Annotated in this window: 12 protein-coding genes; 7 read left to right on the forward strand and 5 right to left on the reverse strand. The window is 72.4% G+C overall.

Annotated elements, in window-relative coordinates:
- Positions 1 to 75: 75 nt before the first annotated feature.
- Entirely contained in the window at positions 76 to 783 is a 708-nt protein-coding gene (locus tag ACIQWA_RS05640; RefSeq protein ID WP_402478526.1) for a MarR family transcriptional regulator, read from the reverse strand.
- A 253-nt stretch (positions 784 to 1036) separates the two neighbouring features.
- On the opposite strand from ACIQWA_RS05640, the gene ACIQWA_RS05645 reads away from it, so the two are divergent.
- The gene (locus ACIQWA_RS05645; RefSeq protein ID WP_402478528.1) at positions 1037 to 2266 is read left to right on the forward strand and encodes a serine hydrolase domain-containing protein; all 1230 of its coding nucleotides are present in this window, start codon (positions 1037 to 1039) and stop codon (positions 2264 to 2266) included.
- A 110-nt stretch (positions 2267 to 2376) separates the two neighbouring features.
- On the opposite strand, the gene ACIQWA_RS05650 is transcribed toward ACIQWA_RS05645, so the two are convergent.
- From ACIQWA_RS05650 to ACIQWA_RS05660, 3 genes are all read right to left on the reverse strand, one after another.
- Entirely contained in the window at positions 2377 to 4041 is a 1665-nt protein-coding gene (locus ACIQWA_RS05650; RefSeq protein WP_402478531.1) for a hypothetical protein, read from the reverse strand.
- 78 nt (positions 4042 to 4119) lie between these two features.
- Positions 4120 to 4950: a leucyl/phenylalanyl-tRNA--protein transferase gene (locus tag ACIQWA_RS05655; RefSeq protein ID WP_402478533.1), complete on the reverse strand. Its 831-nt coding sequence runs from the start codon at positions 4948 to 4950 to the stop codon at positions 4120 to 4122.
- Positions 4947 to 8387: an amino acid adenylation domain-containing protein gene (locus ACIQWA_RS05660; protein ID WP_402478535.1), complete on the reverse strand. Its 3441-nt coding sequence runs from the start codon at positions 8385 to 8387 to the stop codon at positions 4947 to 4949. Before ACIQWA_RS05660 ends, ACIQWA_RS05655 begins: the two co-directional genes overlap by 4 nt.
- Positions 8388 to 8537: 150 nt before the next feature.
- On the opposite strand from ACIQWA_RS05660, the gene ACIQWA_RS05665 reads away from it, so the two are divergent.
- The 6 genes from ACIQWA_RS05665 (at position 8538) to ACIQWA_RS05690 (ending at position 22960) form a co-directional block, all read left to right on the forward strand.
- Positions 8538 to 11756 (forward strand): putative bifunctional diguanylate cyclase/phosphodiesterase, encoded by a 3219-nt coding sequence (locus ACIQWA_RS05665; protein ID WP_402478538.1) that lies wholly within the window; start codon positions 8538 to 8540, stop codon positions 11754 to 11756.
- Positions 11757 to 12015: 259 nt separating this feature from the next.
- A complete protein-coding gene (locus ACIQWA_RS05670) occupies positions 12016 to 19989 on the forward strand; it encodes a ricin-type beta-trefoil lectin domain protein (RefSeq protein ID WP_402478541.1) in 7974 nt (2657 codons plus the stop codon).
- Positions 19990 to 20331: 342 nt separating this feature from the next.
- Complete coding sequence (locus tag ACIQWA_RS05675) at positions 20332 to 20661, forward strand: hypothetical protein (RefSeq protein WP_402478544.1); 330 nt, start codon at positions 20332 to 20334, stop codon at positions 20659 to 20661.
- Between the two features lie 108 nt (positions 20662 to 20769).
- Positions 20770 to 20982 (forward strand): helix-turn-helix domain-containing protein, encoded by a 213-nt coding sequence (locus ACIQWA_RS05680; RefSeq protein ID WP_402478547.1) that lies wholly within the window; start codon positions 20770 to 20772, stop codon positions 20980 to 20982.
- A 141-nt stretch (positions 20983 to 21123) separates the two neighbouring features.
- Entirely contained in the window at positions 21124 to 21486 is a 363-nt protein-coding gene (locus ACIQWA_RS05685) for a hypothetical protein (protein WP_360243666.1), read from the forward strand.
- 193 nt (positions 21487 to 21679) lie between these two features.
- Positions 21680 to 22960, forward strand: a complete 1281-nt coding sequence (locus ACIQWA_RS05690) for an alpha/beta hydrolase family protein (RefSeq protein ID WP_402478550.1) — start codon at positions 21680 to 21682, stop codon at positions 22958 to 22960.
- A gap of 72 nt (positions 22961 to 23032) precedes the next feature.
- Here the strand turns inward: ACIQWA_RS05690 and ACIQWA_RS05695 are convergent, their stop codons facing one another.
- On the reverse strand, positions 23033 to 23521 hold the full coding sequence (locus ACIQWA_RS05695) for a hypothetical protein (RefSeq protein WP_402478553.1): 489 nt from the start codon (positions 23519 to 23521) through the stop codon (positions 23033 to 23035).
- Positions 23522 to 23863: the final 342 nt, after the last annotated feature.

The following is a 23863-nucleotide window of genomic DNA, read 5'->3' on the forward strand; positions in this document are numbered from 1 at the left end:
AGGGGATATCCGCTCCGGAACCGGCGACCGCCGACACACGAACGCGACGCCCTCCAGGAACCTGAACTCCCGTTCCTACCGGGCCTCCCGCTCGCGCCAGCGGTCCAGCACCAGGTGCAGGGCCTCGCTCATCAGCAGCAGGAACTCCGCGGAGGAGTCGAAGCGGGCACCCGCCGGGGTGGCCGGGCCGAGGACCTCCACCCCGCGGCGCGTCGCCGCGATCAGTTCCTCGTTCATCCGCAGCGCGGCGAGGGCGGAGCGGCGCCAGATGTCGTCGCCCAGGACGTAGCGCTCGCGGCGTTCGCCGGGCGTGCGCTCGCGCCGGACCATCCCCTGCTGTTCGAGGAAGTTGACGGCGGAGGAGACGGAGGCCGGGCTGACCCGGAGGCGACGGACCAGCTCCGCGGCGGTGGCGGCACCGGAGTCGGCGAGGCACAGCCGGGCCAGTACGCGGGCCGCCATCCTGGGCAGCCCCTGCCGTTCGAGCAGCCCGGTGAAGAACTCCTCGAACTCCCGGAGCTGCCGGGGGTCGCGCCCGTGAGCGTCCTCGGGCGCCGTCGGCTCCGGTGGGCGCTCCTGCCTCCGGCGGCGCGCCCGGTCCCGCGTGGACTCCCGCGCCCGGTCGGCCCGGTAGCCCTCGGGCCCGCCGTTGCGGGTGACCTCCCGCAGGACGGTCGAGGCCGGGCGCCCGAGCCGTCGCCCGATCCCGGCGTAGCCGAGGCCTTCGGCCAGCCCCTCGGCGATGGTCCGGCGGTCCTCGTCGGTGAGCCTTCCTCCGGGCATCCGCTGCCGCTCCTTCCCCTCCGTCCGCGCACTCCACGCGGTTCCGCTCCGCAGTATGCGTTCACCGCCAGGCCATTGCAATGCCTACGTCGAGCGCCATTGCATTCAGCGTCACAATCATTGCAATGACGACCTCACATCCCAGCGCTTGCAGGGATTATGGGCATCCGTCCTCGTTGACGATTTGCTGAACGCAATGTAGCTTCGACATCGTTCAGCAATCACCGAACACTCATGCAGAGGGAGATCCACCATGGTCAGGAGCAACAGCGGCTTCTCGGATGCGGGACTGCGACGGGTGCACGACGTGCTGGCGCGCCACGTGGACTCCGGACGGATCCCGGGGGTCGTCGCCCTCGTGAGCCGGGGCGGGGAGACGCACGTCGAAGCGCTGGGAACGATGAGCCACGGCGGGGGCGCCCCGATGCGCCGGGACACGATCTTCCGGATGGCCTCGACGTCCAAGCCGGTCTCGGTGGCGGCCGCGATGGCCCTGCTCGACAGCTGCGAGCTGCGGCTGGACGACCTGGTGGAGCAGTGGCTGCCGGAGCTCGCCGACCGGCGGGTGCTCAAGCGGATCGACGGACCGCTGGACGACACGGTCGCGGCCAAGCGGCCGATCACCGTGCGCGACGTGCTGACCAGCACCTTCGGGCTCGGCATGGATATGACCGCGCTCGGCACGCCGATCATGAACGCGGTCTTCGAGCAGGGGCTCACGCCCGATCTGCCGGTGCCGATGCCCGAGCCCGACGAGTGGATGCGCCGCCTCGGCACGCTCCCGCTGATGCACCAGCCCGGCGAGAGCTGGCAGTACCACATCGCCAGCGACCTGCTCGGTGTGCTGGTCGCCCGGGTCACGGGCCGTCCGTTCGAGGAGGTGCTGCGCGAACGCATCTTCGACCCGCTGGGCATGTCGGACACCGGGTTCCACGTGCCCGCCGACAAGCTCGACCGGCTGCCCCCGCTCTACGCCCCCGACCCGCAGAGCGGCGAGTTCACCGTCTGGGACGAGCCCGCGGACGGACGCTGGAGCAAGCCTCCGGCGTTCCCGGGCGGCGGTGGCGGCCTGGCCTCCACCGTCGACGACTACCACGCCTACTTCCGGATGCTGCTGAACCACGGCACGCACGGGAGCGAGCGGGTGCTGTCCCGCCCGGCGGTCGGGCTGATGACCACCAACCGCCTCTCCCCCGAGCAGACCGCCGCCCGGACCGCCCTGGCCCGCGACAACGTCCACCTGTCGTACGGCCAGGGGCAGCACGGCGGTTGGGGCTTCGGGATGGCGGTGCGCACCTACCGCGGCGACTACGCGCCGGTCGGCCAGTTCGGCTGGGACGGCGGCAGCGGCACCTCGACGTACGCCGACCCGGAGTACGGGCTCGTCGGCATCCTCCTCACCCAGGTCGGGATGTCCGTACCGCACTCGGCGCGGCTGATCCACGACTTCTGGACGACGGTCTACCAGGCCGTCGAGGACTGACGCACCGGCACCGGTGCCGGCGCCGGTGCCGGTGCCGGTGCCTGCGCAAGCAGGAGGAGTGGGAAGTCGGACCCGCCGACTTCCCACTCCTCAACGCGTTCCGGGCGGCCTCAGCTGCTGCTGGGCTTGGTGGCCGGGAGGGTGGCCGAGCCGGTCAGCAGGGGCCATTCCTTGTGGAACGGCGGGAAGGGCAGGCTCTTCTCGAAGAGCGGGGTACCGAAGATCTTGAGGTGGGCGGTCAGCGCGCCGTTCAGGTCGACGCCGCCGACGAGGGCCCAACTGCCCTTCACCTCGGGCCCCTTGCCGGGCAGGTCGACGGCGAGGGAGCCGTCGGCCTTGGCGCTGAGGTAGGGGGCGACACCGGCCTGGACACCGACGGTGTCGTAGAGGCCGACGCTGGCCTCGACGCCGAGGGCGGCGCGGACGGACGCCTTGCCGTTGAGGCGGACGTGCACCGGGGACACCTTGGTGTCGGCGCTGGTGACCGGGGTCCAGCCCTTGCCGCCGGTGTAGTCGGCGCGCACGGCCCAGGTGCCGGTGGCGTCCTGCTCGGTCTCCAGGTGGACCTGGCCGTCGGCGCTGACCTCCAGGTAGCAGGTGAGGCCGAGGTTGACGACGACGGGCAGACCGGCGACGGTCAGCACCGGGCTGGCCTGCAGCTTGGCGAAGGGGACCCGGATCGGGGCAGCGCCGGTGTTGCGGGCGACGTCGCCGGTGACCTTCCAGTGCGCCTGGGCGCCCAGGTCGAAGCCGATCGAGGCGGTGCGCGGGCTGGTGGCCTGCGCGCCGTGGTAGGCGAAGTGGACGGCCGGGTGCAGCTGGAGGGAGCCGGAGGCGTCCAGGCTCGCACCCTCGGGCAGCGGGACGGGGGCCTTGACGTCGATCCCCAGGGTGCCGGAGGCGTCGGCCTGCACGCCGTTGCCGTCGATGCCGGCGGTGGCCTTGAGGTCCTTGACCAGCGGGGTCACCTTGATGCCGTGCACGTCGATCGGCACCTGGCCGTCCGCCTCGGTGCCGCCGAGGAGTTCGGCGAGGGTGGCGGGCCGGGTGGTGAGGTTGACGGTGTTGCCCGCGCCCGGGGTGGCGCCGGTGACGGCGACCAGGGCGCCCTGCGGGGCGGCGGCGGTGGGCGGGCTGGCGAGCAGCTGGCCGGGCTGCACGGCGGCGGCTGCGGCGGTCGCGGTGGCGGCGCCGCCGGCCGAGGGGGCCGCGCCCGCGCCCGGCGAAGCGGTCGGCGCAACGCCCGGCGCAACGCTCGGCGCAACGCTCGCCGATGCACTCGCCGATGCGCCCGGTGCAGCAGTCACCGATGCACTCGGCGTAGCGGTCGGTGAAGCGGTCGGCGAAGCGGTCGGCGCCGCCGTCGCGCCGGAGGAGGTGAGCACGGCCGTGCCCTTCCCCGGGTCGTACGCGGTGAGCTGGAGCGCCTTGGTCGCGGCCGTGACCGCGCCACCGTCCTTGCCGGGGTTGCCGATGGCGGCGTGCTGGTCGTCGGCCGGCGCCACCGTGACGTTGCCGGTCCCGCTGGTCGGGGTCGGACGGGCGGAGGCGGCGGCACCGGCCCGGGCGCGCGGTGCGTCGGAGCCGGGGGCGCCGCCCGCCGGGCTGCCCCCGGCGGTGGTGGCGCCGGTGTCGGCGGTGCCGGTGGCGGCGGCCGGTTGGACGGCGGCCTGCGGGGTGCTGCCGGAGCCGGTGGGCCCGCATGCGGCCGTTCCGGCGAGGATGAGGGTGAGCAGGGCTGCGGGCGCGGCCCGGCCTATCGAGGGTTTGGACACGCGGCGTCATGTTACTGACGAGGAATAAGTTTGTCGAAGACAGGCCAACGGGATCCCCCGGCGCCCTGAAACCGCAGGTCAGGTCAGCCGCGCGACAGGCAGTCGACCGTCCGGCAGGGCACCCGCCGTGAGGCCCCCGACGGCGGCGAGCTCCCCGAGGTAACGGGAGCGCTCCGTCGGCTCCGCCCCGAGGCTGCGCACGTACGGCCCGTCCCACTGGGCGTCGAGCAGCCGCCCGCCCGCGGCGCCGAACCGGGCCCCGAGGTCGGCGACGGCGATCCGGGCGGCGTCCGGGCGGCGGTGGAACATCGAGTCCAGGCTGAGCGCCGCCCCGACGGCCACGCCGAAGACCCCGCCGACCAGTTCCTCGCCCTCCCACACCTCGACGCTGTGCGCCGCGCCGATCCGGTTCAGCTCGACCAGTGCGGCCCGTAACTCCTCGGTGAGCCAGGCGGGTTGACGCCCCTCGGCACAGGCGGTGAGGACCGCTTCGAAGGCCCGGTCCGCGGTCGTCCACCACTCCGGGGCCCGACCCCCCGCACGCTCCGCACCCTCCGCACCGCCCGCACCGCCCGTACTCCCCGCGGTGCGCAGCCGCCGGGCGAGCCGGCGGGGCAGCCGGACGGCGCCGGGCCGCAGCACCGGCCGTGGGTCGGGCGACCACCACGCCAGTGCGTACGGGTCCGCCCCGCCGGGCAGCAGGGCCACCTCGCCGGCCTCGACGGCGTCCCCGTACAGCGCCTCGTTGTAGGCGGCCGCGTAGTCGTCGGCGGCGGGCAGCGGGAACAGTCCGCACCGGTAGGCCGAGAGCAGCAGTTGCGGGCCGAGCACCCCGCCGAAGGCCACCGGCCCGTCCGTCGGCGCATGGTGCAGGTCGAGGGCGTCGAAGTCCGCCACCGTACGGGTCACAGGAACCCCTCGTCGGTCAGCCGCGCCAGGTAGTGGTCCAGCAAGTCGGCGTCCACGTCCGGCAGTTCGATGCCGCTGCCGTCCAGGGCGGCTTCCGTGTTGCGCCGGTCGAACCGGGGGAACACCGGCTGGAAGTACAGCTCGCTGATGGACAGCCGGGAGCCCGGCGCCCGGTCGACGAACAGCGGCACGAACGGCGTGATCGGGTGGGTGGGGTGCCCGGCGGCGAACCGGACCAGCCGTTGCACCCACTGCCGGTACGGGAGTTCGGCGATCCGGTGGCCGCGCGCCCGGAGCCGGTCGGCGAGTTCGGGGAGCCCGGCCGGGTTCGGCGAGGTGAGGTGGTAGACCTCGCCGTCGGCGGGCGCGTGCGCGGCGATGTGGGCGACCGCCCGCGCGAAGCGGTCGGCCGGCACGAAGTCCAGCGGCAGCCGGACGTCCGGGCAACTGCCGCTGTCGGCGAGGTACTTGATCAGCGCGCAGAGTTCGGTGCCGGTGTTCATCACCCCGGTGGCGAGGTCCCCGGTGACGTCGTTGGTGCGCAGCACGGTGACCGGCAGCCCGCTCGCGGCCGCGTTGTGCAGCAGCTGTTCGGCGACCCACTTGCTCTCCACGTAGCCGACGCCGAGCCGTTCGGGGTGGGCCAGCGGCGTGCGCTCGGTGACCTCGCGGACGCCCGCCGCGCCGAATCCGGCCAGCACGGCGAGGGTGGAGAGGTAGTGCACGGGCACGCCCCGGCTGTGTCCGGCGAGCCGGACCACCTCCCGGGTGCCGTCGACATTGGGCGCGCGCAGCTGGTGGTACGGGTAGAGGAAGTTGACCAGCCCGCCGAGGTGGTACACCGCGTCCAGATGTCCTGCCAGCCAGTCGAACTGACGCTCCGTCATGCCGAGTCGCTCGGCGGCCAGGTCGCCGACCAGCGGCACCACCCGGGCGTCCGCCAGGTCGTGCCGCAGGAAGCGCTGTTGGGTGGCGCGTAGCCGTTCGAGGGCGTGTTCCTGGTCCGGTGCGCGGACCAGGCAGTGGATCCGCGCGCCGGTGGTGGCGAGCAGTTCGTGCAGCAGGTGGGCGCCGCAGAAGCCGGTCGCTCCGGTGAGCAGGATCTCGGCGGGCTCGGCACGGGAGGGCGCGGGGCTCCAGGACTGCCCGACGGGGTGGGTGAGCCGGGCCTCGGCCTGCCAGTCGACGGCGGCCTCCCCGGGGGCGGTGCCGCTGCGCTCGGCCTGGAGGGCGGCCGTGAAGTCGCGCAGCACGGGCGAGCGCAGCAGTGCCCGGGTGAGGGTGCGGACGTGGCCGACGTCCAGGCCGAACATCATCCGGGCCCGGGCGAGCATCTCCATGGCGAGCAGCGAGGTGCCGCCGAGCGCGAAGAAGTCGTCGGCGGGGCGGACGAGTTCGGCGCCGAGCAGTTCCGCCCAGAGGTGGCCGACGGCGGCCTCGACGGCGCTCGGTTCACCTTCGCCCGGTCGGCCCGGGGCCGGTTCACCCTCGGCCGGTCGGCCCGGGGCCGGTTCGCCCTCGCCCGGTGCGCCCACAGGTGCGTCCGGCCCGTCGGCCCGGACCGGGGCGTGCGGCAGCGCGCGCCGGTCGATCTTCCCCGCCGCCGTGAGCGGCATGGCCTCCAGCGCGACGTACTCCGCCGGGACGAGGTACTCCGGCAGCCGCTCCGCGAGGAACGCCCGCAGCCCCTCCGGCCGCACCGCCCGGTCGCCGAGCGTGTAGTAGGCGACGAGCAGCCGGCTGCCGTCCGGCGCGCTGCCGTCGGCCGCGACCCGGGCCTGCCGCACCGCCGGGTGGCCGGCCAGCACCGCCTCGATCTCGGCCGGGTCGACCCGGTGCCCGCGTACCTTCACCTGGTCGTCGAAGCGTCCGAGGAGCTCCAGCTGCCCGTCGGCGCGCCAGCGCCCGGCGTCGCCGGTGCGGTACATCCGCTCGCCGGGCAGCGGCGCGTACGGGTCGGGCAGGAACGATTCGGCGGTAAGCCCGGCCTGCCTCCAGTAGCCGCGGGCCAGCCCCGGCCCGCCCAGGTGGATCTCCCCCCGTTCACCCGGCCGCACCGGGCGCAGCCGCCCGTCCAGCACGTGCACCCGCACTCCCGGCAGCGGGCGGCCGATCGGCACGTGGGCGGCCGGGGAGTCCAGCAGCCCGGGGGTGAGCTCGGCGTGCAGGGAGGTGACGGCCGCCTCGGTCACGCCGTACGCGTTGAGCAGCCGCACGCCCGGCAGCCGCTCCGCGCAGGCCAGGCAGTCGTCGGCGTGCACCACGTCCCCGCCGACCACCACCAGCCGCAGCCCGGCCGGGGCCGGACCGCCGGGCGGCAGCAGGTCGAGCACGTGGTGCCAGTACGCGGGGGTGAAGTCGGCGACCGCCAGGCCGAGCCCGGGCAGCCGGCGGACCAGTTCGGTCGGCGCCCAGGTGTCGCGGCCGCCGAGCACCACCGTCGCCCCGGCGAGCAGCGCCGAGAACACCTGTTCCAGCGCGGTGTCGGCGCCGAGCGCGGCCAGCTGGAGCACCCGCTCGCCGGGGGCGAGGCCGTAGGCGCGGACCACCCGGTCGAGGGTGAAGAGCAGCGAACGGTGGGTGACCGGGACGCCCTTGGGTCGGCCGGTGGTGCCGGAGGTGTAGATCAGGTAGGCGAGGTCGTCGGGGTTGGCGCCGTCGGTGGCACCGTCGACGGCACCGTCCGGCCCGGGACCGCCGTCCGGCCCGGGACCGTCCTCAGGCCCGGGACCGCCGTCCGGCCCGGGACCGTCCTCAGGCCCGGCCGGTACGGGAGCGCCGGCGTCCACCCCCACCCGCTCCACCCCGTCGAAGCCGTGCCCGTCCGTGACCGCCACCCGCGCCCCCGCGTCCGCCACCAGCCCCGCGAGCCGCCGCTGCGGATGCGCCGGGTCCAGCGGCAGGAAGGCCCCGCCCGCCTTGAGCACCCCCAGCCAGGCCACCACCAGCTCCACCCCGCGCCCCAGGCAGACCGGCACCACCTGCTCCGGCCCGACTCCCCGGGCGCGCAGCTCGGCCGCCAGCCGGTCGCTGCGCGCGTCCAGCTCGCGGTAGCTCAGCGTGCCCTCCTCGCTCACCACCGCGACCGCCGCCGGATCGTGCGCGGCCCGGGTGCGGAACAGCCCGTGCACGGTGTCCGCGAAGCCGGCCCGGGCGCCGTGGGCGCCGCGCCGCGGTGCGTCCGGCACGTTGCGCTCCACCCAGGCCCGGCACTGCTCCCGCCCGTCCGGCCCGTACACCTGGCGCCACCCGCCGGGCAGGGTCAAGTCCCCCGGCCAGAGCGCGTACTGGCCGTCGTCGTTCCGTACCACGGCGTGACGCCCGGACCTCACATCCGCGCGTACGCCCCGTGCGCTGTCGACTGCGTCGTCCACCGGCTTGACCTCGTGCTGAAGCGGCAGAATGCTGGGAGGTGCGACATTTCCGACTATACGCACTCAGGAGACACCTACAACGTCCGTCGCACAGCCCGCCGGACGCCACTCCCCCGTGGGCCGACCGGCCGCGGAGGACCGTCCGCAGGACCCACCCTCACCCGAACTCCCCCGCCCGACCGGCGGGGTGGTGTCGCGGAGGAGGTAGCCTCGTTGACTCGCCGGCGACAACGCCTGATGGCCTGTTACCTGCTCTGGATGGTGCTGTTCACCGGCATCTACTTCGCCGACCCCGGGCTGCGGATCATCTGGTGGACGGGCATGGGCCTCGGCGGCGTCGCCGCCGTGGTGGTCGGTGTCCGGCTCAACCACCCTCGCCACCCGCTCTCCTGGTACGTCCTGGCGCTGGCCAACCTCTGCTTCACCACCGGCGAGGCGGTCCAGGCCCTGCAGCTCGACATCCTGCACCTGCACAACCCGTTCCCGTCCGTCGCGGACGGCTTCTACCTGGCCGAGTTCCTGCTCTACGCGGTCGGCCTGGTCGGCTTCATCCGCTGGCGCACCGCCCGCCAGGACCGCGCCGGCCTGCTGGACGCCCTGATCATCACCCTCGGCCTGGCCCTGCTGGTCTGGATCTACCTGATCCTCCCGTACTCCCGGAACCCGGACCTCAGCTGGATCCAGAAGGCCGTCTCGATCGCCTACCCGCTCGGCGACGTGGTCGTCCTCGCCCTGCTGCTACGGCTGTTGACCCCGCGCGGCGGCAACTCCCGTTCGCTGCAACTGCTCACCGTCGGCGCCCTGGGCCTGCTCACCTCCGACATCCTCTACGGGCTGATCCAGCTGCACGGCACCTGGCGGATCGGCACCGGCGTCGAACTCGGCTGGGCCGCCTTCTACACCGCCTGGGGCGCGGCCGCCCTGCACCCCTCGATGGTCGAGCTGACCAGGCCCGTCCCCACCCAGCAGCCGGACCTCTCCGCCGGCCGGCTCACCCTGCTGACCCTGGCCTCGCTGATCGCGCCCGGCATGCTGATCATCGAGTCACTGGCCGGGAACACCAGCAACGCGGGCGTGATCGGCGCCTTCTCCGCCCTGCTGTACCTGCTGGTGCTGGCCCGGCTGGCTGTGGTGGTGGTGGCCCGCCGCGAGGCGGTGGCCCGGGAGCGGACGCTGCGCGAGGCGGGCGCGCGGCTGACCGCCGCCGTCACGGTGGCGGAGGTCGCCGACGCCGTCCAGTCCGCCGCCGCGACCCTGATGCCCGCCGAGCGGGGGCATGTCGCCCTGCTCGCGGTCACCGAATCGGGGGTGCTGCACGTCCGCCGGGCCGGCAACCACAAGGACGACCGGCGGGATGCACCTGACCAGCACGATGCACCCGACCAGCACGACCGGCACGATGCGCACGACCGGCACGACCGGCACGATGCGCACGACCGGCACGACCACGGCGAGGCCCTCGCCCGCCTCGCCGCCCACCGCGAGACCCGCCTGCTGCCCGTCGGCTCCGACGAACTCCCCGCCCACCTCGGCAGCATGCCCGCCGCCCTGGTCAGCCCGCTGATGCTGGCCGAGCGCCCCTCCGGCGACCCGCTCATCGGCGCCCTGGTCGTCACCGGCACCGAGCAGGAACTGACCAGCCTCTGGGGCTCGCTGGAGATCCTCGCCGCCCAGGCCGCGCTGGCCGTGGAACGCGTGGTGCTGAGCCAGGAGGTCACCCGCCGCAACAGCGAGCTGTACTTCCGCACCCTGGTGCAGAACGCCAGCGACGTCATCCTGATCCTGGACGCCGACGACGGCATCCGCTACGCCTCCTCCTCCGCGGAGCGCGTCCTGGGCCACCCCGACCTGAACGGCACCCGGCTGACCGACCTCGTCCCGCCCGAGGACAGCCGGGAGGTCGGCGGCGCGCTGGCCCGGATGCGCGGCTCCGCCGAGCCGCCCCGCGGCGACCAGCCGCGCGAGCACTGGCGGCTGCTGCGCCAGGACCGTACCCCGATCGAGGCCGAGGTCCGCTACACCGACCTGCGCGACGACCCGACCGTCGGCGGCCTGGTGCTCACCCTGCGCGACGTCACCGAGCAGCGTCAGATGGAGCGCGAGCTGACCCACCGGGCCTTCCACGACTCGCTGACCGGCCTCGCCAACCGGGTGCTGTTCCAGGACCGGGTCGGCCACGCGCTCTCCCGCGGCGAGCGCAGCGGCGCCGTCACCGGGGTGCTGTTCATCGACCTGGACGACTTCAAGGTGGTCAACGACACCCAGGGCCACGCGGTCGGCGACGAGCTGCTGGTCGCCGTGTCGCTGCGGATCTCCACCGCGCTGCGCAGCTCCGACACCGCGGCACGGCTCGGCGGCGACGAGTTCGCCGTCCTGGTCGAGGACGCGCTCCGCCCGACCGACGTGGACAAGATCGCGGCATCCGTGCTCGAGGTGTTCACCGAACCGTTCAAGCTCAGCGCCGGCGCCGTCCGGGTCAGCGCCAGCATCGGGGTGTCCACCACCGACGACAGCGTGGACTCCGCCGAGCTGCTGGCCCACGCCGACCTCGCGCTCTACTCGGCGAAGGCGGCCGGCCGCCGCCAGTGGTGCCACTACCGGCCCGCCCTGCAGACCGGCATGGTGGAGCGCCACGAGATGAACGAGAACCTGGACTCCGCCATCGCCGAATCGGCCTTCCAGCTCTACTACCAGCCGATAGTCGACCTGCGTACGGGCGATCTGGTGGCCTTCGAAGCCCTCGTCCGCTGGCCGCACGACCAGCGCGGCATGGTGCTGCCCGACGAGTTCATCGCCCTCGCCGAGGAGAGCGGCCAGATCGTCCCGCTCGGCGCCTGGGTCCTCGAACGCGCCGCCGAGGAGGCCGCCGCCTGGCACGCCGCCAGCTCCGCCCCCCGCACCGCCACCGGCCGCCCCCCGCTGCGCGTCAACGTCAACGTCTCCGCCCGCCAGTTCCGCGACGCCGGCTTCGTCGACGTGGTCCGGCACGCCCTGGACACCTCCGGCATCGACCCGCGCACCCTCGTCCTGGAACTCACCGAATCCGTCCTGATGCGCCGCGACGACCGGCTGCGCGCCGACATGGCCACCCTCGGCGACCTCGGCATCGGCCTCGCCATCGACGACTTCGGCACCGGCTACTCCTCGCTGTCCTACCTGCGGGAGTTCCCGATCTCCCTGCTGAAGATCGACAAGTCCTTCATCGACGGACTCGGCCTCTCCCCCCAGCAGTACGCCCTGGTCGAGGGCATCACCCGGATCGCCGACACCCTCGGCGTGCAGGTCATCGCCGAGGGCATCGAACACCCCGACCAGCGCGACCTGCTCGCCGCCATGGGCTGCCCACTCGGCCAGGGCTACCTCTTCGCCCACCCCATGGACGGCGCCCAGGCCCGAGCCCTGGTCCGGCGCACGACCTACGAGCCGGCCTGACCGGAAGCCGCGCGGACAAGGCAATACCCGGGGAAAGTACCAGCAAAGAACAATCGCTTACCCACCCTGGCGTGCCTGACAATCGGTCAGACAATCCCCCCCTTTCTCGGCAAATCGCCATTAATCAACACCGCGCGTAGGCGATCCGTTACAAAATCTTCATCCCGGCTGGCCATGGGGCCTCTACCGGGAATGAGAGATTGTCATTCGGCTTCGAAAAAGCCTTTACCAACAATGGCAATCTCTTGAGAGAGTCTTGATGTCACGACGGTCTCTGGCCTCGTCCGGTTCCACGGGCGGGGCCTTCTCCACGCGCAGGACGCGGCGAATAGCCGCGCTCCTGACGCTCGGTCTGCTGGTGCAGACCGGCGTGGCGGTGGACGCGCTCACGGCGACCCCCGCCGTCGCCGCGCCCACGCCACCCGCACCCCCGGTCGCACCGGCCACCGAGGCGCCCGACGAGGCGTCGGCCCTGCTGACCGCCCGACTGCAGAAGCGACGCATCGAAGTCACCGGTGCCCGAACGGAGTTCACCACCCTGTGGGCGAACCCCGACGGCACCCTGACCTCCGACCGGTCCACCGGGCCGATCCGGATGAAGGTCGGCGAGGCCTGGGTGCCCGTCGACACCACGCTGGTGCAGACGACGGACGGCAAGGTCGCGCCGAAGGCGCACCCGGGCGGGGTGGTCTTCGAGGGCGGCGACGCCGGGGTGACGGTGGGCGACAGCCTGCCGAGCGCCGCGGCGGCGAGTGCTGCTCCGAGCGCTGCTCCGACGGCGGCTCCGACGGCAGCTCCCAGCGCGGCGCCGACGACGCCCGCCGGCACGCCGTCAGCGAGCAGCTCCGCCCCGTCGACCGCCTCGCCGTCGGCTGCCCCGTCCGCCTCCGGTTCGGCTTCCACCCCGGCCTCCCCGTCGGCCTCCGCCGCGGGTTCGGCCTCCGCCGAACCGTCCCGGGCCTCCCGCAACGGCGCCCGCGCCGCGGCGGCCCCGGCCGCCGACCCGAAGCCGGCCGACCAGCAGCCCACAGCCCCCAAGCCCACCGACGCCAAGCCCGCCGAGCGCGAGCTGGTCAAGATCGGCTCCGGTGAGCAGCAGGTCAAGTTCGGCTGGCTCGGCAAGCTGCCCAAGCCCAAGCTCGAAGGCAACAAGGCCACCTACGTCGACGCCCGCCCCGGCGTCGACCTGGTCCTGGAGGCCACCCGGACCGGCTTCGAGCAGTTCCTGATCGTCAAGGACCGTGCCGCCGTCGCCCAGACCGGCACCGTGACGATCCCGCTCGACACCACCGGCCTCACCGTCGCCCCGCAGCAGGACGGTTCGATCCAGCTGCTCGACAAGGCGAACGGCAAGACCGTCGTCCGCATCCCCGCCCCCGTGATGTGGGACGCCACCGTCGACCAGGCCTCGCAGGAGCACCTGAACCGCGGCCCGGTCACGATGGAGCTGCGCGGCCAGGGCGCCGACACCGAGCTGGTGTTCACCCCGGACGCGGCCTTCCTCGCGGACCAGAAGACCCGGTTCCCGGTCACCATCGACCCGGTGGTGGACGTCGGCACGACCTTCGACACCTACGTCCAGACCAACGAGAACATCGACGCCTCCGCGTCGACGGACCTCAAGCTGGGCAGCTACGACGGCAAGACCGTGGCCAGGTCCTTCCTGACCATCCCGGGCGGCCCGTTCAACGGCAAGCAGATCCTGGGCGCCACCCTCAACGTCGCCAACTACCACTCCTCGTCCTGCACCCCGAAGCAGTGGGAGGTCTGGAACGCGCCCGGCGCCGCCTGGTGGACCCGCTGGGGCAACCAGCCCGCGCTGGACCGCAAGTGGGCCACCTCGAACGACACCTGGGACGTGGCGAACGACGGTGACAGCCACGACTGCTACGCCCCGGACGGCTCGTTCTGGGCCAGGGCCGACGTCACCGAGATGATCCGGAACTTCGCCGGGTACGGCTACAACGACTACGCCTTCGCCCTGAAGGCCGCCGACGAGTCCAGCAGCCTGTCCTGGAAGCGGTTCAGCTCCGCCGAGGGCTACTGGCCGCCGTACATCTCGATCACCTACAACACCGTCCCGGCCACCCCGGCGACCGTCGAGGTGCTCCCCTCCCAGCAGGGCAACCCGCGCTACACCTCGGACCCGAACCCGCGCTTCCAGGTGCAGGCGGCCGACCCCGACGGCGACCCGCTCAAGGTCTACCTGGACCTGTGGCGCGGCGGCACCTTCCTCGGCAGCATCGTCCGGGACACCCCGAACGGCGCGATCGCGACGGTCCGTCCCTCCGACTACGGCATCGCCAAGCTCGACGAGGGCGTGCAGTACTCGATCTGGGCCATGCTCGACGACGGCAAGTCCCGGTCCGGCTGGGTCGGCACCAACGTCATCGCCGACACCGTCAAGCCCGGAACGCCGTTCGTGAGTTCGGCCGACTATCCGTCCGACGGCCTCTGGCACGGCACCGCCAACCAGCCCGGCTCGTTCACCTTCTCGCCCGCCCCGGGCACCGACGACACCGCGGCCTACGTCTACACCCTGGACGGCGGCACACCGGTGACGGTCACCGCGACCGGCGCCCTGACCACCTCGATCACGCCGACCACCGAGGGCCGCCGGGTCCTGTCGGTGCAGTCCAAGGACCGTGCGGGGAACCTCTCCCCGCCCGCGACGTACGTGTTCCAGGTCGGCCAGGCGGGCATGAGCTCGCCGGTCAACGGCACCCAGACCGCCAAGCGCGTCAAGCTCTCGGTGGACGCCCAGACCCAGTTCAAGCGGGTGGTCTACCAGTACCGCCGCGGCCCCGGCGCCACCGAGTACAACGTCCCGCGCGCCAACCTCACCAAGGCCGACAACTCCCCGGTCACCGAGGACAAGCCGCGGCTGGCGGACCTCGGCCCGCACGCCAACTGGAACGTGCTCGACACCCTCGGCCAGGTCGGCGGCGTCGTCCAGGTCCGCGCCGTGCTGTTCCCCGAGGACGGCTCCGGCAACGGCTACACCACCGTCTGGAACACCATGACGGTCGACCGCAACGCCGACGGCGCGGCCACCGACACCATCGGCCCCGGCTCGGTCAACCTGCTCACCGGTGACTACTCCACCGATGTCACCGACGCCGACGAGTTCGGCATGTCGGTCAAGCGCACCACCTCCTCCCGCGACCTCGCCCGCGGCTGGCAGCCCCAGGGCGAGCGGCTGACGCTCAACCAGCGTCAGATCGGCACCGACACCGCGGGCTTCACCCCCGGTCAGGCCGACGTCTCGCGCTCCACGGCACGCGGCCACGACAGCTCGACCGACTCGCTGCGGATCGTCCCGGCCGCCTCCGGCTGGGACTCCTTCGCCGCGGTCGGCCCCGAGTACACCATGGGCCAGGGCATGAAGCCCGGCCGCACCTACCGGCTCACCGGCTGGATCTACGTCCCCGGCGCCACCGGCCTGGACAACCCGCTGGCCAACCGCGGCCTGCGGATGGTAGGCGTCTACCGCACCCCGGCCGGCTACGGCGAGACCGCCTCGCCGAAGGCCTCGTTCACCGACGGCTGGCAGCAGCTGACCGTCGACATGGCCGTCCCGGCCGACGCCACCGAGGCCTGGTTCCGCCTCTACAACGGCAACGCCGCCGGCAGCGGCAAGGAGGTCTTCTTCGACGACCTCTCGCTCAAGGAGCTCGTCGCCCCCTTCGGCCCCCAGTGGGCCGGCGGCCCGGACGCCGGCACCGGCGGTGACTACCGCTCGCTCTCCTTCCCGCAGTCCGACCTGGTCGAGATCAAGGGCAACGACGACACCTCGCTGACCTTCGCCAAGGGCAACGACGGAACATTCTTCCCCGAGCCCGGTGCCGAGGCCCTGGCCCTCAAGGCCGTCCCGGCCAAGTCCGGCGCGATCGTGCTGTCCGCCTCGGGCCAGTGCCTGGAGGTGCCGAACGGCGCCGCCGGCACCGGCGCGCGGCTGCAGCCCGCCCCGTGCACCGGCGCCGCCAACCAGCAGTGGACCCGCGGCGACGACCTCACCCTGCGGCTGCTGGGCTACTGCCTGGACAACCCGTGGGGCCAGTCCGCCAACGGCACCCCGCTCACCCTGTGGACCTGCAACGGCGGTGACAACCAGCAGTGGGAGGTCCGGCCGAACAACACCGTGACCAACCGCCACTCGGGCCAGTGCCTGGACGCCGACAAGGGCGCTTCGATCTGGGTCTGCTGGGCGGGCCCCAACCAGGTCTGGGACATCCAGACCGCCGGCACCACCTACGAACTGACCGAGCTGGACGGCTCCAAGACCGTCTTCGCCCGCCAGGCCGGATCCAGCATCTACCAGGTGGTCAGCGAGACGGGACCCGAGGCCAACTCGACGACCCGCTACCAGTACGACACCACCGACGGCCGCTCCCTGGTCAAGCGCGTCATCCCGGCCGTCGAGCCGGGCGTCGACGACGTCAACGGCTGCACCGTCGACCCGCTGCCGCGCGGCTGCCAGGTCCTGGAATACGACTACGCCAAGGTCACCACAGCCACCGCGTCCGCCCCGGGTGACTACCTGGACCGGGTGCGCGCCGTGAAGGCCTGGTCGTGGAACCCGGCCACCTCCAAGCAGGAGGCGGTCGAGGTCGCCCGCTACGCGTACGACAACCGCGGCCGCCTGGCCGAGGCATGGGATCCGCGCCTGGCCACCCCGTTGAAGACCACCTACGGCTACGACGACGCCGGGCACCTGACGCGTGCCACTCCGGCCGGCCAGCTGCCGTGGAACTTCGACTACGGCAAGGCCGCGGCCGACCAGGACCCGGGCCGACTGCTCAAGGTGCGGCGCGCCGCGCTGGCGCAGGGTTCGAAGGACCAGGTCAGCGGTGAGACCGCCACCAGCGTCGTCTACGACGTGCCGCTGACCCGCGGTGCCGGCGGTCCGTACGACATGGCCGGTTCGGACGTGGCCAAGTGGGCACAGACCGACGCCCCCACCGACGCCACCGCCGTGTTCGGCCCCGAGGACGACCCGGGCACCAGCACGGCCACGGCCGCCAAGCCCGGCCCGGACGGCTACAAGCCCGCCAGCGTCCACTACCTCAACGCCTCCGGCAACGAGGTCAACACCGCGACCCCGTCCGTCACCCCCGGCGGTGACATCGACACCAAGGAGTACGACCGCTACGGCCACGCCGTGCGCACCCTGGACGCCACCAACCGCTCCATCGCGCTCGGCACCCACCCGGATGCGGACAAGTACGCGGCCGAGCTGAACCTGCCGTCCGACTCCGCCTCGCGCGCCCGTCTGCTGGACTCGCGTATTTCGTACACGGCCGACGGCCTGGACGTGGCGGACACCCTCGGTCCGGTCTACCGCGCCTCACTCGCCGAACAGGTCAACGGCCAGACCAACCCGGTCTCGGTCACATTCGAGGCCGAGAAGCTCCCGCAGCTCGGCACCAACACCAAGGTCCAGGTCGACAACGACTGCTGCGGCCTGACCTGGTCCGGTGGTGCCCACCTGGGCATCCGCGGCACCGCGGCGGGCGCGTTCGACACCATGCGGATCACCGTGCCCGAGGAGGGCGACTACGTCCTCTCCGGCCAGCTCACCAAAGCCAGCGACCACGGGATCATCCAGTGGGCGATCGACGGGAAGGACGTCGGCCAGCCGATCGACACCTACACCGCAACGCCAGCCATCGTCCCGTACACGGTCGGCGAGGCGGTCCACCTGACCCGCGGCGACCACGAGCTCAAGCTCACGGTCACCGGCACCAACCCGGCCAGCGGCGGCGAGCGCTTCCACACCGGCGTCGACACCGTCACGCTCACCAAGACGACCGTCAACCCGACGCTCCCGGCCGGCACTTCGGTCGTGGCGCGGGACCACACCACCAACACCTACGACGAAGGGAAGCCCGACGGCCAGGCCTACCACCTGGTCACCACCGCCACCGACGGCGCCCGCATCGACGGCTACGCCGACGACACCGAACTCCGGGTCACCAAGAACGGCTACGGGACGCCCATCGGCGGCACCTCCGGCTGGACGCTGAAGAAGCCCACCTCGGTCACCACCGACGCGCTCGGCGCCAAGCTCACCAGCACCACCCGTTACGACGCCCAGGGACGCACCGTCGAGCTGCGCGTCCCCGGCAACGACACGGCCGACGCGAGCACCGTGAAGACCGCGTACTACACGGCCGGCGCCAACCCGGCCGCCCCGGCCTGCGCCAACCGCCCCGAGTGGGCGGGCCTCGCGTGCACCACCAGCCCGGGTGCCGCCGTCACCGGCGCGGACTCCGCGCGGATGCCGACCACCCTGCCGGTCAAGCAGGTCACCCGCTACTCGCGCAGCAGCAAGCCCGAGGAGGTCGTCGAGACCAACGCCGGCAAGACCCGCCGGACGGTGACGGTGTTCGACGCGGCCAACCGGCCGCTCTCCACCGAGACCACCGGCGACGAGGGCACCGCCGTGCCAAAGTCCGAGACCGCCTACGACCCCGCCACCGGCGAGGCCGTCACGGTCACGGCGGGCGGCAAGGCGGTCACCACGGTCAAGGACGTCCTCGGCCGCACCGTGTCCTACACGGACGCGGACGGCGCGACCACCACGACCGAGTTCGACAAGTTCGGCAAGCCGGTCAAGGTCCTGGACACCACCGGTTCGCTGTCCATCACCTACGACCGGGCCAAGGACCCCCGCGGCCTGATCACCTCGGTGACCGACAGCAAGTCGGGTGAGTTCACCGCCAAGTACAGCCCGGACGGCCGGCTCGTCGAACAGAGCTACCCCGGCGGCATCGTCCGCAAGGACACGCTCAACGCCTCCGGCAAGGCCATCGCCCGCAGCTACACCCGGGCTTCCGACAACACCGTGATCTGGGCGCAGACCAACGAGCTCTCCACCCAGGGCCAGGTCGTCAAGGACAGCACCGGCACCGGCCGCAAGAGCTACGGCTACGACCGCCTCGGCCGCCTGGTGAAGGCGGAACACGGCAGCACCGGCACCGGCTGCACCACCCGGGTCTACACCTACGACAACCACTACAACCGCACTGGCAAGGCCGTTTCCGGCTCGGTCGACGGCAGCTGCACCACCGCCGGCGCCACCACGACCACGTCCGCGTACGACAGCGCCGACCGGATCACCGACCCCGGCTACCAGTACGACGCGTTCGGGCGCACGGTCAGGACGCCGACCGGCACCTCGATCGGCTACCGGGTCGACGACCTGGTCGCCTCCCAGGAGACCGCCGACACCCGGCAGACCTGGACCATCGACCCGGCCGGTCGCTTCAACGGCAGCACCACCGCCAAGAAGCAGGCCGACGGCAGCTGGTCCGCCACCGCCACCAAGGTCCACCACTACGGCGGCGACAGCGACAGCCCCCGGTGGATCGTCGAGGACCCCGCCACCGGCGCCTGGACCCGAAACGTCCCGGGCACCGACGGCGACCTCGCCGCCACCGTCACCGACAAGGGAGACATCCGGCTCCAGCTCACCAACCTGTTCGGCTCGGTGGTCCTCACCACCGACACCGCCCTCACCAAGCCCGTCCTCCTCGACGCCGACGAGTACGGCAACCCGGCCCAGGGCCAGCCCGCCACCCGCTACGGCTGGCTCGGCGGCAAGGAACGGTCGGGCGAGGCCCAGGACGGCCTGGTCCTGATGGGCGTCCGCCTCTACAACCCGGCCAGCGGCCGCTTCCTGTCCGTCGACCCGGTCTATGGCGGCAACGCCAACGCGTACGACTACGTCTACGGCGATCCGATCAACCAGTACGATCTCGACGGTCGCTGGTGCGTCAAGTACCGCAAGGGCGGCGGCTGCGCGTTCGGCCGCACCTACAACAAGGTCGTCAAGAAGGTCGAGAGCGCCAAGCAGACCGTGACGTCGTCGGTGAGCGGGTTCTGGCACCGGAACAAGCGGAGCATCATCCACGGTGCCGTCTCCTTCGGTACCGGTATGGCTGCCGGGGCCGCCGCCGCGGCATTCTGCGTCGGAACGGCCGGCGTCGGCTGTGCCATCGCAGCAGGCGCGGGCGTGGGCATGCTCGTGGGCGTACCGTCGCACCTCGTGGCGGACAAGGCCATGGGCCACCGGACGACCGGGCGGGAGGCCGTCGGGTTCCTCACGGGGTCGGCCAGGGGAGGCGGCATCAACGGCGCCGCCAAGTTCAAGACAGGGGACGGACCGGCCATCTTCGGCATCAAGTGGGGTGCCAGGAACATCAAATCCCTCTGGAAGCGGTTCTTCTGATGACCGCGTCCGGTGACTGAGCGGCTCAGCGCTGGCCAGCCACCGGCTCGACACACGGGTCGGCCCGGCCGACTTCTCCCGAAGTCGGCCGGGCCGACCCCGGTACACTGCACAGTCCAGTACGCACAGGTGGATGAAATGAAATTCGAACGAGACGTCAGCTTCGGCGACTGGACCAACCCCGCAAAGGAGCGACGCCAGTACGCACACGCCCGAAGCCCCCTCGGAGAGGTGCTGCTCCATCGCGAACGAGCGAGCCGAGGAGGCCCCGCATCCCAGTGGGAAGGCTGGGAGCACTGGACGATCAGCATCGCCGGCGAGGATGTCCTCACGCTTCATGACATGGGCAGCCCCGGGGTCGGCGCACGACGCCGCGTCCGGAAGACCGTCCGCGGGGAGTTCTCCGGAACCCCGGTGGTCGTGCACGGCCACCACTCACTGCTGCCGGGCGAGCGGGCCGTCACCGTCGCCACCACAGCCGGCACCATCCGCTTCCGGACCCACCGGTTCTCGGTGCAGGCCCTCTCCTCCCAGGACGACGTCGTGGCGGAGCGGCGATCGGGCGACTGGAGCGGCGTTCGCGCCGATGCCCATGTGGTGGCCGCGGTCTGCATCTTCGAGTGGGGAGGCCTGGACGGCTTCCTGCGCTCCCCCCTGCTCCAGTTCGTCTGAGCATCCCCACTCGGTCCCGTTCTGGACTCCCCAAGAGCGGGCTCCGGTATCTGGAGCTCGAACCGGGCGGCGGTCGACGAGACTTGACCGCCGCCGCACCCTTTCCGGATGACAGCCTGTCACACTGGGCGCCCGCAGTCGCTCGGGTGGTCGGTCGCGGAGCTGGCGGAACGGTCCGGGCTGGCCGAGGGGCAGGTGCGGGCGGTCGAGGCGGGGCATGCGGCGTCGACCTTGCCGCTGTTGACGGCGCTGTCGGAGGCACTGCGGGTGGTCGACAACGCACCCTCAGCGGCGACCCAACGAGTCGACACCTCCCAATGAAACCTAACCGCTGTGCACGTCAACATGCTTACCACGCAAGGGAGTTCACTCTCACGGGTGATTGTCGAAGCTCCGCACACTGACCGACACTCGAAGCATCCGGAGAGCTCATGGGGCTCTCCCGGCGCAAGGAGTGACGCCATGAGCGCAGCCGAATCCTCCGCCTCCGAGATCCCGCAGATCGCGGGCCACTCGCAGCCCACCAGCCCCGGACAGGAGCTCGCCGCGATCGGCGGCAACGTCGGCGCCGTGTGGCGCGGCTGGTGGACCTGGACCCCCTCGCACGGGACGTTCAACCTGCAGATCCCCTGGAACGTCATCGGGATCGACTCCACCGTCGTCATCACCGCCTCCGAGATCGACTCCAACGGGAATCGCTTCGTCGGCGCCGCCGCCTTCCAGGTGTCGAGCATCGCCCCCGGCAACGGGATCGTGACGTTCAAGATCAACATCGGCTGGAACAGCTCCATCCCGATGCGCACCGACGTCCTGGTCTTCAACTGAGGCTGACCGGACCTCGACGCACGGAGAACAACGGGAGTGGGAAGTCGGCTCGGCCGACTTCCCACTCCCGACCCTTTGCACGCCCGGCCGCGCATCAGCCCGGGGATGTAAACCCGTGGACCAATGCGGCCTGCCCGGAGATCAACCGGTGGGCCGATGCCGCTCCCCCGCGCCCCGTGACAGCGTCCTCGGCATGGACACCACGCCGTTCACCGGCCCCACCGGACCGTCCGGACCGTCCGGGCCGACCCACCGCACCGGACCGACCCGCCGTCGCATGCTGGGCACCGCTCTGGCCCTGGGCGTCGCCGCCCCGCTCGGTCTGGCCTCCACCGCCCGGGCGGACGCCCCCGCCGCACCGGGCGGCACTCCCCCGCCCGCTCCGGCACCGGGCCGGCTCACCCTGCCCGCGCCCACCGGCCCGCACCGCATCGGCACGGTCGCCCTGCACCTGCGCGACACCTCACGGCCGGACCCGTTCGCCGGCCCCGGCCGGTACCGCGAGCTGATGGCCAGCGTCTGGTACCCCGCCCGGCAGGCCGAGGAACTCCCGCTCGCCCCCTGGCTGTCCGACGGCGCCCTCAAGGCCTTCCTGGACGATGCCGGCTACCAGCTCCCGATCACCGCCGGCCCGCTCACCGCCGCCCGCGAGGGCGCACCCGTCCACCGCCCCGGCCACGGCCCCGGCCACCGGCTGCCCGTCGTCGTCTACTCGCACGGCGCCCACGCCCACCGGGCCGTCAACACCGTCATCGTCCAGGAACTCGCCAGCCACGGTTACGTCGTGGTCACCGTCGACCACACCTGGGACGCGTTCACCGAGTTCCCCGACGGCCGGGTGCTCACCCCGTGGATCGAGGGTGCCCCCAGGATCGGCCCGAAGGACTGCGCCGCCGACGCCCGGTTCGTCCTGGACTGCGTCGAGGAACTCGCCGCCGGACGCAACCCCGACGTCGACGGGAAGGCGCTCCCCGAGGGCCTCCTCGGCGCCCCCGACCCGCTCGACGTCGGCATGTTCGGCTGGTCCAAGGGCGGTTCGGCCACCGCCGCCGTCCTCATGGCCGACCGCCGCGTCCGGGCCGGCCTCGCCCTCGACGGTCCGATGGCGGCCATCCCCGTCACCGACCTGGACCGGCCGTTCATGATGATCACCGCCGAGTTCGGCCGTGACCAGAACCCGAACGCCGTCACCTTCTGGAACCACCTGCGCGGCTGGCACCTCAACATCCAGGCCGACGGCGTCCGCCACAACTCCTACGGGGACGCGGCCGTCCTGATGCCCCAGGTCGCCAAGGAGCTCGGCATCCCCGACCAGCAGATCCAGGAGATGATCGGCACCCTCCCCGCCGACCGCTCCACCCGCATCCAGCAGTCCTACCCGCTCGCCTTCTTCGACGCCCACCTCCGCCACCGCCGCAGCGCCCTCCTCGACGGCCCCTCGCCGAGGTTCCCGGAGGTCAAGTACCTCCCGTGACAACGGAATCGGGCGGCCGCCACGGGGGTGCGGCCGCCCGGGCCCGAACGAACAGCCGGTGGCCCCGCCGGCTCACGAGTCCTCCGAGAGCCAGGCCAGGACGTCCTGGCCCACCTCACGCACCTCCGGGTCCTCGCTCTTCTCCACCCGGGCAGCCAGCCCACGGAGCGCCACCCGGTCGTTCAGGTGCAGGTGGAGCTCGACCAGCCTGCGCCAGTCGTCGGCATCCGCGGTCGGCAGCCGCTCCTCCACGAGTCGCCGCACCTCCGGCCTCGTCACCTGCGGGCTCCCGGCGGCGATCGCCTTCCTGGCTTCGAGCGCGAACCTCGGTGACATCGCGAGGTCGACCAACTCCTCGAGCAACGAGGCCACATCGCCGGGGAGACGCTGCAGGAACGACAGCGCCGTCCCCTGCTCCCAGATCGCCCCCCGCAGCGCAGCGGACAGAACGGCACGGCGCGAACCCGCGCCCCGGTAGAAGTCCGCGCGGGCCCTGGCAGCCTGCTGTTCGGCCGTTACGACCAGAGCCCAGAGGTCTTCGTCAGACTTGGAACCGTCCACCGATCCTCCCTGATCAGTGTTGGACAGCGGAGTTCTGCCAGTCCATGCTGAGCCCCCAGTTCACCTACGCTCCGATAGGTCGATGCCCCGTCCAGCGTATCGCCGGCCAGCACGTAGAACGACACACGTCCAAGCTGCCGCCCCTTCAGGCCGCCGGACTCTCCACACGCGAGAGCCCCAGGACTCAATCTGGGGCTCTCGCGCCGAACTACCACTCAGTCGGACTCATCCGAGAAATCGCTCACCAAGCCCATGCGCCGCCATCACGCACCCCCATGGGCTCTTCCCCGGATCTCGATAGCACGCTCCCTGGCCGCCTCAGACTCTGCCCGTGCACGTTTC

It is taken from the genome of Kitasatospora sp. NPDC098652 (genome assembly GCF_044760155.1).
Lineage (GTDB): Bacteria > Actinomycetota > Actinomycetes > Streptomycetales > Streptomycetaceae > Kitasatospora.